Source organism: Enterobacter sp. CRENT-193, assembly GCF_002787395.1.
GTDB lineage: Bacteria > Pseudomonadota > Gammaproteobacteria > Enterobacterales > Enterobacteriaceae > Enterobacter > Enterobacter hormaechei_C.
The window spans coordinates 2,148,894-2,160,873 of the sequence record NZ_CP024812.1; the positions used below are offsets into that span (position 1 = coordinate 2,148,894).

General features: G+C 55.2%; 8 protein-coding genes. 4 read left to right on the plus strand and 4 right to left on the minus strand.

Annotated elements, in window-relative coordinates; genetic code table 11:
* Positions 1-267: 267 nt before the first annotated feature.
* Positions 268-2,508, plus strand: coding sequence for an EAL domain-containing protein (locus tag CU081_RS10600; RefSeq protein WP_022651560.1), 2,241 nt, complete (start codon positions 268-270; stop codon positions 2,506-2,508).
* A 4-nt stretch (positions 2,509-2,512) separates the two neighbouring features.
* Here the strand turns inward: CU081_RS10600 and ppx are convergent, their stop codons facing one another.
* The 4 genes from ppx to purM all read right to left on the minus strand — a co-directional run bounded on the left by ppx (position 2,513) and on the right by purM (position 8,019).
* Complete coding sequence (ppx, locus tag CU081_RS10605; RefSeq protein WP_003860570.1) at positions 2,513-4,051, minus strand: exopolyphosphatase; 1,539 nt, start codon at positions 4,049-4,051, stop codon at positions 2,513-2,515.
* A 3-nt stretch (positions 4,052-4,054) separates the two neighbouring features.
* Positions 4,055-6,115 (minus strand): polyphosphate kinase 1, encoded by a 2,061-nt coding sequence (ppk1, locus tag CU081_RS10610; RefSeq protein WP_022651559.1) that lies wholly within the window; start codon positions 6,113-6,115, stop codon positions 4,055-4,057.
* Between the two features lie 228 nt (positions 6,116-6,343).
* On the minus strand, positions 6,344-6,985 hold the full coding sequence (gene purN / locus CU081_RS10615; RefSeq protein WP_003860566.1) for a phosphoribosylglycinamide formyltransferase: 642 nt from the start codon (positions 6,983-6,985) through the stop codon (positions 6,344-6,346).
* Positions 6,982-8,019 carry a phosphoribosylformylglycinamidine cyclo-ligase gene (gene purM, locus CU081_RS10620; RefSeq protein ID WP_003860563.1) on the minus strand — a complete coding sequence of 346 codons (1,038 nt, stop codon included), beginning with the start codon at positions 8,017-8,019 and terminating at the stop codon, positions 6,982-6,984. The genes purN and purM overlap by 4 nt, the downstream gene beginning before the upstream one ends.
* 266 nt (positions 8,020-8,285) lie before the next feature.
* Between purM and CU081_RS10625 the strand changes: the two genes are divergently transcribed.
* From CU081_RS10625 to uraA, 3 genes are all read left to right on the plus strand, one after another.
* Positions 8,286-9,716 carry a 6-phospho-beta-glucosidase gene (locus CU081_RS10625; RefSeq protein WP_003860562.1) on the plus strand — a complete coding sequence of 477 codons (1,431 nt, stop codon included), beginning with the start codon at positions 8,286-8,288 and terminating at the stop codon, positions 9,714-9,716.
* A 216-nt stretch (positions 9,717-9,932) separates the two neighbouring features.
* Complete coding sequence (gene upp, locus CU081_RS10635; RefSeq protein WP_003860560.1) at positions 9,933-10,559, plus strand: uracil phosphoribosyltransferase; 627 nt, start codon at positions 9,933-9,935, stop codon at positions 10,557-10,559.
* 82 nt (positions 10,560-10,641) lie between these two features.
* Positions 10,642-11,931, plus strand: coding sequence for a uracil permease (gene uraA / locus CU081_RS10640; RefSeq protein WP_003860558.1), 1,290 nt, complete (start codon positions 10,642-10,644; stop codon positions 11,929-11,931).
* The last annotated feature ends 49 nt before the right edge of the window (positions 11,932-11,980 follow it).

Genomic DNA, 11,980 nt, shown 5'->3' on the forward strand with positions numbered 1-11,980 from the left:
ATACCGTCAATGCTTACATTAATTTATGTTATTAAAAACAACGCTTTTATTTATCGCATTGATAATTACAGGAAAAATATTCAAAAAAAACGTAAGAAAGGTTTATTCAGATAAATTAATTTGATTTAGGTCAACCGCATCCCGTCGTTGATATTTAAAATCCCTCCTCCACTGTGCTTGCCAGGAATTTTCCGGGCAACGTGTACGTCAGGTTGGATGCCTGTCTTCCTTTACCCTCTGGAGCGCAAGGGTTGTAAACGAGCATCTATGAATATTCACCACATCCTGAAGCAAAATAAAGACCGCTGGTGGGCACTTCCTCTTATTTTACCCGTCGTGTTACTCCCGGTACTAAGTGTGGCTAATACCTTAACGCAGCTGGGCGACGGTATCGTTGCGCTCTATTATCTCCCGCTCTCTTTTCTGCTGGCGCTGATGTTGTTCTTTGGCCTGGAAGCCCTCCCCGGGGTGGTGGTATCGCTATTTTTACGTTATTACCCCTCCGTTGGGTTATTTGAAACCGTGGCTGGCATTCTGCATTTTATCGTTCCTCTGGTGCTCAGCTGGGGCGGTTATCGCGTATTTGCGCCCCGGCGCAATATGACCGCTTACGGTGACATACGTCTGATGGGGCAGCGTATTTTCTGGCAGGTGTTTTGTCCGGCAACGCTTTTTCTGGTGCTGTTTCAGTTTGCGGTTTATCTCGGCATTTATGAGAGCCGCCAGAGCCTCGCGGGACTAAATCCCCTCAATATTCGGTCACTTATTAACTATCAGGGGCTACTGGTGAGCGGGCTGACGGGCGTGCCGCTAAGCTACCTGCTGATCCGCCTGATACGGCATCCGCGCTATATCAAGGGACTAATGTCCCAGCTCCGCGCGCAAATAGACAAAAAGGTGACGGCCGTTGAGTTTGTGGTGTGGTTTTTAGCCCTGGGCGGGTTGCTGGTCATGCTGCTGCTGCCCATGAATGCAAACAGTTCCATTTTCAGTACCAACTACACCTTGTCCCTGCTGATGCCCGTGATGCTCTGGGGGGCGATGCGCTTTGGCTACAAGCTGATGTCACTCATCTGGACGCCGGTCCTGCTGGTGTCGATTCACTTTTTTTATCACTACATTCCGGTGCAAGAGGGGTATGGCATTCAGCTGGCGATCACCTCATCCAGCTATCTGGTCTTTTCCTTCGTTGTGACGTACATGTCGATGCTGGCGACACGCCAGCGCGCCATCAATATTCGCTCCCGCAGTCAGGCTTTTCTCGATCCGGTGGTGCATATGCCCAACCTGCGGGCGCTGTCGCGCGAGCTGGCCAGTCATCCGTGGTCAGCGCTCTGTTTACTGCGCGTGCCCGAGCTGGAGGTACTGGGACGCAATTACGGCGTGATGCTGCGGATCCAGTATAAACAGCAGCTGGCGCAATGGATAAACGGCACTCTACAGCCCAATGAGCGAGTCTATCACCTCACCGGGTATGACATGGCGGTGCGTCTGGATGCGGAGTCGCATCAACAGCGCATTGAGACGCTGGACGAGCATATCAAGCAGTTCGTTTTTGTCTGGGATGGTATGCCGGTACAGCCTCAGGTCGGCATAAGCTATTGCTATGTGCGCTCACCCGTCAATCACCTCTATCTGGTGCTGGGGGAGCTGGGCATCGTGGCCGATCTCTCCCTTTCTACCAACCACCCGGAAAATCTTCAGCAGCGCGGGGCTGTTCACTTGCAGCGTAGCCTGAAAGATAAGGTCGCGATGATGAGCCGTTTACAGGCCGCGCTGGAGCAGGACGCTTTTACCCTGCTGGTTCAACCCGTTCGCGGGCTGCGCGGCGATTGTTATCACGAGGTGCTGCTGCGAATGCGTGATGATAATGGGGCGCTGATCTTTCCCGAACAGTTCCTGCCCATAGCACAGGAGTTTGGTTTATCGTCGCGTGTCGATTTATGGGTACTGGAGCGTACGTTGAGTTTCCTGGCACAGCACCGCCAGCGGTTGCCGGGCCAGCGCTTTGCGATCAACCTCGCACCTTCTACCGTCTACCGGGCGCAGTTCCCGCTTGAAGTGAGCCGCCTGTTAGCCAAATACGCCGTTGAAGCATGGCAGTTGATCTTTGAAGTGACCGAAAGCAGCGCCTTTGGTCATGCGGATCTGGCGGCGTCTACCCTCAGGAAATTACAAAAAATGGGCATCCGGATCGCCATTGATGATTTTGGCACCGGCTACGCCAGCTATGCGCGGTTAAAAAGCGTGGACGCCGACATCCTCAAAATCGACGGCGGTTTTATTCGCAATATTGTCAGCAACAGCCTGGATTACCAGATTGTGGCTTCTATTTGCCATCTGGCCCGGATGAAGAAAATGCTGGTGGTGGCGGAATATGTGGAAACAGAAGAGATACGTAGCGCGGTGCACGCGCTAGGTATCGATTATGTGCAGGGTTATTTGATTGGGTTGCCGGCTGAGCTTGATACGTTGCTCGACACGGAGCCTTCTCAGGAGAGCGCCTGAGCCGTTACGCTGCCGCCTCAGAACTCTCTTCTTCAATCTTCAACAGCCAGCCGGTGACCGCTTCCCAGTACTGCTGCTCTTTTTCCAGATCCAGCAGTACCAGCGCGTTCTGGCTGAACCAGTCGTGCGGGAAGCTCAGCGTCCAGTGATAGTCATCCGTTTTTAGCTTCAGCGTCGGCGGCGTGGTGGTCGCCTGTCGCTGATTATTGAGCAATACGCCCAGGCGCAACAGCTGAATGAGCGGCAGGAACTGCTTTTTCTTAAACAACGTAAAGCGCGGCAGATCGTCGAGCTTGATGGCTTTGCGGTGATAGCGGACCAGCGTCGCCATCATGGTTTGCTGCTCCTGGTTGAAGCCAGGCAGATCGCTGTTTTGCAGAATATAGGCTGAATGGCGATGCATTCCGCTGTGGTTAATGTTCAGCCCCACCTCGTGCAGCATGGCGGCCCATTTTAACAGTGCGGCCAGCTGCGGATGCGCCAGCTTAGGATTTTGCTCCTCCCACTGCTCGTACATCTGCACCGTGGTTTCGAGAACACGCTTCGCCTGTTCACGGTCGATGTTGTACTGGTTGGCCAGGCTCTGCGCGGTACGGCTGCGAATATCCTGATGACGGAAACGTCCTTCCATCTCATACAGCACGCCTTCACGCAGGGCGCCGTCAGAGAGGCGCAGCTCTTTGATCGCCAGCGCGTCAAACACGCCGCAGAGGATCGCCAGCCCCGGTACGAACACGGCTTTACGTTCGTCGGACAGACCCGGCAAACTCAGGGCGTCGAAGCTCTTATGCTTAAGCACCTCTTCGGTGAGTTTCACCAGGCGCTCAGGCGTAATAAACCCGTCTTTTTCACCCATCGCCAGCAGCACTTCATGGGCCGCTTTAATCGACCCTGATGCGCCCAGCGCCACGTTCCAGCCCTGAATACGGTATTGCCAGGCCAGATTTTCCAGTTTTTGAACGGCGGCCATGCGCGCGCGCTGGAAGTTTTCGCGGGTGATGACGCCGCCCGGGAAATACATCTGCGCGAAGCTGACGCAGCCCATACGGCGGCTTTCCACCAGACGCGGCTCGAAGTCTTCGCCAATCACCAGTTCCGTGGAGCCACCGCCGATATCAATCACCAGCTTGCGGCCTTTTTCCGGCTGCGTATGCTCCACGCCCATAAAAATCAGGCGCGCTTCTTCGTTACCGGAGATGATCTCAATCGGGTAGGGGATAACCTTTTCCGCGCGCTTAAGAAATTCCGGCGCGTTCAGCGCCTGGCGTAGCGTATGCGTTCCAACGATGCAGACGCTGGACGGTGAAAAGCCTTGCAGACGTTCTGCGAACAGCGACAGGCAGTTCAGCCCGCGCTCCATAGCCTCTTCGCTCAGCATGTTACGCGCGTCGAGACCATCGGCCAGATGCACACGCTGCTTCAGACGACCGATGATCTGCATCGCGCCATCCACCTCGCGGGCGATGACCATATGGAAACTGTTTGAGCCAAGATCGACCGCAGCGAACTCCTGCGGGCGTGGGGTATTATCGTTTATTGGCATAGGTTAATCGGGTTGCTCAAGTGATTTAATGTAATCGTAAATCGCCAGCTGCGAGCGCACTTTACGGCGATTGCCGCGCGGTACATAGCGATTACTGAGTTCTTTGTCGATATAACGTGCTTTCACCGTATCGCTGAACAGGATCTCGATAATGTCCAGGATACGCTGCTTCAGGCGAGGATCCAGCAGCGGTGCCGCCACTTCAATACGGTAATCAATGTTACGCGTCATCCAGTCGGCGGACGAGAGGTATACGCGCTTATCACCGGCGTTATCGAAAATATAGACGCGATCGTGTTCAAGATAGCGATCCACAATGCTGATCACGCGGATGTTATCGCTAATGCCTTCCAGTTCCGGAATGAGCGAGCACATGCCACGAATGAGCAGATTTACCGGAACGCCAGAACTGGAGGCCGCGTACAGGCGGTCCACCAGCCCTTTGTCCACCAGATTGTTGAGCTTCAGCGTAATGCCGGACGACAAGCCGTTCTGCGCATTGGCAATCTCTTTGTCGATCATATCGTACAGCAGGCGCCGTGAGTTCTGCGGTGACACCAGCAGATAATCGAAGCTCACCGGGCGGTACGGGTTCTCAATGAAGTTGAACACCCGACGCACTTCGTTGGTGATGCGGGCATCGGCAGTCAGCAGCGAATAGTCGGTGTAGATTCTCGCGGTTTTCTCGTTAAAGTTCCCGGTACCGATATGGGCGTAGCGCACCACGTCGTCACCCTCTTTACGGGAGATCAGGAACAGCTTGGCGTGAATTTTCAGCCCCGGCGCGGAGAAGATGACGTGCACGCCCGCTTCCGTCAGTCGGCGCGCCCAGTGGATGTTGGCCTCTTCGTCGAAGCGAGCCTGGAGCTCAACTACCACGGTCACTTTCTTGCCGTTGTGCGCCGCGTGGATCATCGCATCGATGATGCGGGAATCTTTCGCCACGCGATAAATATTGATTTTAATCGCCAGCACGTTCGGATCGAATGAGGCCTGACGCAGCAATTCCAGCACGTGCTCAAAGGTATGATACGGATAGTAGAGCAGTACATCCCGTTCGCGGATGGCGTCGAACCCGTTGCGGAACTTATCGAACCAGATATGGCGCAGGCGCGGCAGCGGTTTGTTCACCAGATTGGCTTTGCCGACGTTCGGGAAGCCAATGAAATCTTTAAAGTTGTGGTAACGCCCGCCGGGAATAATGGAGTCGTAGCGGGAGATGGTCAGCTTATCGCGCAGCATCTCCACCATTGCGTCCGGCATATCACGCTGATAGACAAACCGCACCGGCTCTGCCGTCAGGCGCTGCTTGAGGCTGGAAGACATCAGCTCCATCAGGCTGGCCTCCATCTCATGCACCAGATCGTACTCGGCGTCACGGGTCATCTTCATCGAGTAGGCGTTGAGCGCGTCGTAATCGAAGAAGCCTTTGAAGATATCGTCCAGGCAGTAGCGCAGGATGTTATCCAGCAGGATCATCGGCTTACGTCGGCGCGGGGTTTCCGGCGGCAGGTTTACAAAGCGTGGGACTTTATCAGACGGTATTTCCAGCAGCGCGTAGTTAATGGTCTCACCACGAATGATTTCTACCGCCAGATAGGTGTAGTCATCTTTCAGGAACTGCACCAGATCGGTTTCACGGTTGATCAGAATCGGGGTGATATGCTGGCGCAGATAATGTTTAAAATAGTGGCGCAGCCAGTTTTGCTGATTCGCGGAGAGCTGGCGTTCGTTGATCAGGAAGATTTGGTTGCGTGCCATTTCCAGCAGCAGCTCGTTATAGAGGCCATCAAATTCCTGATCGGCTTTCATGACGCGAGACTGGATTTTTCCAAGCAGATGTCGCGAGTGGGAGTTTAAGCCCTGTTCTTCGCTGATGATGATTCGGCGTTTCAGTTCGGCGAAGCGAACCTTGTAGAACTCATCCAGATTGTTGGAATAGATGCCTAAAAAACGCATACGTTCAATCAGCGGGTTGGTTTTATCGGCCGCTTCCTGAAGTACACGTTCGTTGAATGCTAACCAGCTTAGCTCTTTCTCGATGTATAACTTTTCCTGACCCATTACAGCTCACACTCCAGTTCAATCACAGGACGTGGTAAATCCGTCTCGTCCTTATTATGGCGAGCATTTCCACGATATGTCCAACAGTGCCAGAAAAGTATGACAGTTATTTTTTTATTGGGGAATTTAGAGGGTTGGGGGAGGGGATGTCGGGTGGCGCTGCGCTTACCACGACCTACGGGACCGTAGGCCCGTGCAAGCGAAGCGCCGCCGGGCAATTCAAACAGACTACTCTTCGGCAGCATAACCCTGCGGGGGCAACTTCACTCCGTCCAGCCAGGCTGCGCCGTCGCGCATCTCAAGACGGCCGTCAACAAACCAGCTTACCACCAGCGGATAAATGGCGTGTTCCTGAGCCTGTACACGTTCGGTCACGTCGTCTTCGTTGTCACCGTCAAAGACCGGTACTTTTGCCTGCAAAATGACCGGACCGCCGTCCAGCTCGTCGGTAACGAAATGCACGGAGGTACCATGCTCCTCATCGCCGTTCTCCAGCACCTGACGATGGGTGTGCAGACCGGGGTATTTTGGTAGCAGGGAAGGGTGGATATTGAGCAGTCGTCCGGCGTAGTGTGCAACAAAAGCCGGGCTCAGGATGCGCATGTAGCCTGCCAGCACCACCACGTCAGGCGCGTAGGCGTCAATCTCCTGCACCAGCTCACGGTCAAAGGCTTCACGCCCGGCGAACTGGCTGGCTTCCAGCGCGTGCGCAGGAATGTTCGCTTCCCGCGCGCGCTCAAGGCCGAATGCATCGGCCTTGTTGCTGAATACTGCCCGAATGGTGCCATTGATTTTCTTCTGTTTGCAGGCGTCTATGATTGCCTGCAAATTGCTTCCGTTGCCGGAAATGAGCACCACGATGTTTTTCATTCAATGACCACACGCTGTTCGGAATCGGAAGCTTTAATCGTACCGATTTTCCACGCGTTTTCACCTTTTTCTGTCAGCAGCTTAATCGCTTTATCCGCTTCGCTGGCGGGCAGGGCGATAACCATGCCCACGCCGCAGTTAAAGGTGCGGTACATTTCATGCTCGCTCACGTTGCCTGCGGTTTGCAGCCAGTTGAAGACGGACGGCCACTGCCATGAGGAGGCGTCGATCACCGCCTGGGTATTATCCGGCAGCACGCGCGGAATGTTTTCCCAGAAGCCGCCGCCGGTAAGGTGAGCGATGGCGTGCACGTCAACGTTCTCAATCAGCTCCAGCACGTTTTTCACGTAGATGCGGGTCGGGGCCAGCAGGTGATCGGCCAGCGGTTTGCCGTCCAGCTCGGTGGTCAGCGGGTCGCAACCGCTCACTTCGAGGATCTTACGCACCAGAGAGTAGCCGTTGGAGTGCGGACCGCTGGAGGCCAGCGCAACCAGCACATCGCCGTCAGCCACTTTGCTGCCGTCGATAATTTCTGATTTTTCTACCACGCCGACGCAGAAGCCTGCGACGTCATAATCTTCACCGTGATACATGCCAGGCATTTCTGCGGTTTCACCGCCGACCAGCGCACAGCCGGATTGCAGGCAGCCTTCGGCGATACCGTTAATGACGCTGGCTGCGGTATCCACGTCCAGCTTGCCGGTCGCGTAGTAATCCAGGAAGAACAGCGGCTCAGCGCCCTGTACCACCAGGTCGTTGACGCACATCGCCACCAGATCGATACCAATCGTATCGTGACGCTTAAGATCCATCGCCAGGCGCAGTTTTGTACCGACACCATCCGTACCCGAGACCAGCACAGGTTCACGATATTTTTGCGGCAGCGCGCACAGTGCGCCGAATCCACCCAGGCCACCCATCACTTCCGGGCGGCGGGTTTTTTTCACCACACCTTTGATTCGGTCAACCAGCGCATTACCTGCGTCAATATCAACACCGGCATCTTTGTAGCTGAGAGAAGTTTTGTTGGTCACGGCTTAAATCCCCACGCGATTGCATAGCTAGTAAGAAAAATCGGCGCAATTCTAACAGTCCAGGCAAACGTTTGCGAGCCTATTCTCGGCGTGGGGATCTTTTTTTCTGTGCGGCCTGTACAGGGCAACAAACTTGACTCTGTTCACGAAAATGAAACCGGTTTCGGCGATCTGCTTGCAACGGCAATCCCCTTTGCACATCATCAAACTGAAACCGGTTTCTGTAACTGTTTTTGCAGAAAATAACGCAGAATGAGGGATAGCGAATGTCAGGATTTAAAGCAGGTTTTCTGTGGGGTGGGGCCGTTGCGGCGCACCAGCTTGAAGGCGGCTGGAAAGAGGGCGGCAAGGGCGTGAGCGTTGCCGATGTCATGACGGCAGGTGCCCATGGGGTACCGCGTGAAATCACCAACGGCGTGATGGAGGGGAAAAATTACCCAAACCACGAAGCCATCGACTTCTATCACCGCTATAAAGAAGACATCAAACTCTTTGCCGAAATGGGGTTCAAATGCTTTCGCACCTCCATCGCCTGGACGCGTATCTTCCCGAAAGGCGACGAGCTGGAGCCGAACGAAGCGGGACTCCAATTCTATGACGATCTGTTCGACGAGTGCCTGAAGCACGGCATCGAGCCGGTGATCACGCTTTCCCACTTCGAGATGCCTTTCCACCTGGTGACGGAATACGGCGGCTGGCGCAACCGTAAGCTGATCGACTTCTTTGTCCGCTTCGCGAAGGTCGTTTTTGAGCGCTACCAGCATAAAGTGAAGTACTGGATGACCTTTAACGAGATCAACAACCAGGCCAACTTCCACGAAGACTTTGCGCCGTTTACCAACTCCGGGCTGAAATATGCGCCGGGAGAAGATCGCGAGCCGGTGATGTTCCAGGCGGCGCACTATGAGCTGGTGGCCAGTGCTCTGGCGGTGAAGGCGGGGCGCGAGATCAACCCGTCACTGCAAATCGGCTGCATGATTGCCATGTGCCCCATCTATCCGCTGACCTGTGCCCCGGACGACATGATGATGGCGATGAACGCCATGCATCGCCGCTACTGGTTCACCGACGTTCACGTGCGCGGCAAGTATCCGCAGCATCTGCTCAACTACTTTGAACGTCGCGGCTTCGCGCTGGATATTACCGAAGAAGATAAAGTGGCGCTGACGCAGGGCTGCGTGGATTACATCGGGTTCAGCTACTACATGTCTTTCGCTACCAAAGCGACGGCGGATAATCCGACGCTGGATTACGACGAGAGCAAGAGCCTGGTTTCTAACCCGTACGTGCAGAAATCGGACTGGGGCTGGCAGATCGATCCTGTCGGGCTGCGCTACTCCCTGAACTGGTTCTGGGATCACTATCAGCTGCCGCTGTTTATTGTGGAAAACGGTTTTGGCGCGATCGACGTGCAGGAGAGCGACGGCACGGTGAACGACCAGTACCGCATCGACTACCTTTCCGCCCACATCCGCGAGATGAAAAAAGCGGTGGTGGAAGACGGCGTGGATCTGATGGGCTACACGCCGTGGGGCTGTATCGACCTGGTCTCTGCCGGCACCGGCGAGATGAAGAAACGCTACGGCTTTATCTTTGTCGATAAAGATAACGAAGGTAACGGTACGCTGAACCGCAGCAAGAAGAAATCGTTCGACTGGTATAAGCAGGTGATTGCCAGCAACGGAGAGCAGCTATAATTGCCCGGTGGCGCTGCGCTTACCGGGCCTACGGGATGTCCAGGCCGGGTAAGCGTTAGCGCCACCCGGCAGAATCCCGCCCCCAAGCCGGAGCCTCGCCTCCGGCTTTTTTGTTTTTGATTGATGTATGTCAAGCAAGATGGGTATGGCGCAATCCGAAAAAAGCGGTATAATCCCGCGATTTTTTTGCGGATGCCACCTCAGAGGAGAAAGAGAATGAAGATTGTGGAAGTGAAACACCCACTCGTTAAACACAAGTTGGGCCTGATGCGTGAGCATGACATCAGCACGAAGCGTTTTCGCGAACTGGCTTCTGAAGTGGGTAGCCTGCTGACCTACGAAGCGACCTCTGATCTGGAAACGGAAAAAGTGACCATCGAAGGCTGGAACGGCCCGGTACAGGTTGAGCAGATCAAAGGTAAAAAAATTACCGTGGTGCCAATCCTGCGTGCGGGTCTGGGCATGATGGAAGGCGTGCTGGAGCACGTCCCAAGCGCGCGTATCAGCGTGGTGGGTATCTACCGTAACGAAGAGACGCTTGAGCCGGTCCCGTACTTCCAGAAGCTGGTCTCTAACATCGATGAGCGTATGGCGCTGGTGGTTGACCCGATGCTCGCGACCGGCGGTTCGATGATAGCCACCATCGACCTGCTGAAAAAAGCGGGATGCAGCAGCATCAAAGTGCTGGTACTGGTTGCGGCGCCGGAAGGTATCGCGGCGCTGGAAAAAGCGCACCCGGACGTTGAACTCTATACCGCGTCTGTCGACCAGGGACTGAACGAGCACGGGTACATCATCCCGGGGCTCGGCGATGCCGGCGATAAGATTTTTGGTACTAAATAATCGAATAACGATAAAGAAGCCGACTTTGATAGTCGGCTTTTTTTTGAATAAAAACCAACAATGACACTCAGAGGAAAACACTATGACGCGCCGTGCTATCGGGGTGAGTGAAAGACCGCCGCTTTTACAGACAATCCCGCTTAGTTTGCAGCACCTGTTCGCCATGTTTGGCGCAACCGTGCTGGTGCCAATCCTGTTTCACATTAACCCGGCTACCGTGCTGCTGTTTAACGGCATCGGTACGCTGCTTTACCTCTTCATCTGTAAAGGCAAAATCCCGGCCTATCTCGGGTCGAGCTTCGCGTTTATCTCCCCGGTACTGCTGTTGCTGCCGCTGGGTTATGAGGTCGCGCTGGGCGGCTTCATTATGTGCGGCGTGCTGTTCTGCCTGGTCTCCTTCATCGTGAAGAAAGCCGGTACCGGCTGGCTGGACGTGATGTTCCCGCCTGCGGCAATGGGGGCCATCGTTGCCGTCATCGGCCTGGAGCTGGCGGGCGTGGCGGCGAACATGGCTGGGCTGCTGCCTGCGGACGGTCAGTCACCGGATTCTAAAACCATTATTATTTCGCTGGTGACGCTGGGCGTGACGGTATTCGGTTCCGTCCTCTTCCGCGGCTTTATGGCGATTATCCCAATCCTGATCGGCGTGCTGGCGGGTTACGCGCTCTCCTTCGTGATGGGCGTTGTGGATACCACCCCGATTGCCGAGGCGCACTGGTTCGCGCTGCCAACCTTCTACACCCCGCGCTTTGAATGGTTCGCCATTTTCACCATTCTGCCTGCCGCGCTGGTGGTGATTGCTGAGCACGTCGGCCACCTGGTGGTGACGGCGAACATCGTGAAGCGCGACCTGATCCGCGACCCGGGCCTGCATCGCTCCATGTTTGCCAACGGTTTCTCCACCATCATCTCTGGTTTCTTCGGCTCCACGCCAAACACGACTTACGGTGAGAATATCGGCGTAATGGCGATCACCCGCGTCTACAGCACCTGGGTTATCGGCGGCGCGGCGATCATCGCCATTCTGCTCTCCTGCGTTGGTAAACTGGCGGCAGCGATCCAGATTATCCCGGTGCCGGTGATGGGCGGCGTTTCTCTGCTGCTGTACGGGGTGATCGGTGCCTCCGGTATTCGCGTGCTGATTGAATCCAAAGTGGATTACAGCAAGGCGCAGAACCTGATCCTGACCTCCGTTATCCTGATTATCGGCGTGAGCGGCGCGAAGGTGCACATCGGCGCGGCAGAGCTGAAGGGTATGGCGCTGGCGACCATCGTCGGCGTCGGCCTGAGCCTGATTTTCAAGCTGATCTCGGTGATCCGCCCGGAAGAGGTGGTGCTGGACGCGGACGACAGCGAAAAAGCGCCACATTGATCGTCATGCCGGGCGAAGGATCGCCCGGTTCTCTCCTTGCAGGTTCCGT

Excerpts from the sequence above, each read along its gene's own strand:
- CU081_RS10600 (WP_022651560.1), top strand. The coding sequence starts at position 268 with ATGAATATTCACCACATCCTGAAGCAAAATAAAGACCGCTGGTGGGCA.
- ppx (WP_003860570.1), bottom strand. The coding sequence starts at position 4,051 with ATGCCAATAAACGATAATACCCCACGCCCGCAGGAGTTCGCTGCGGTC.
- ppk1 (WP_022651559.1), bottom strand. The coding sequence starts at position 6,115 with ATGGGTCAGGAAAAGTTATACATCGAGAAAGAGCTAAGCTGGTTAGCA.
- purN (WP_003860566.1), bottom strand. The coding sequence starts at position 6,985 with ATGAAAAACATCGTGGTGCTCATTTCCGGCAACGGAAGCAATTTGCAG.
- CU081_RS10625 (WP_003860562.1), top strand. The coding sequence starts at position 8,286 with ATGTCAGGATTTAAAGCAGGTTTTCTGTGGGGTGGGGCCGTTGCGGCG.
- upp (WP_003860560.1), top strand. The coding sequence starts at position 9,933 with ATGAAGATTGTGGAAGTGAAACACCCACTCGTTAAACACAAGTTGGGC.
- uraA (WP_003860558.1), top strand. The coding sequence starts at position 10,642 with ATGACGCGCCGTGCTATCGGGGTGAGTGAAAGACCGCCGCTTTTACAG.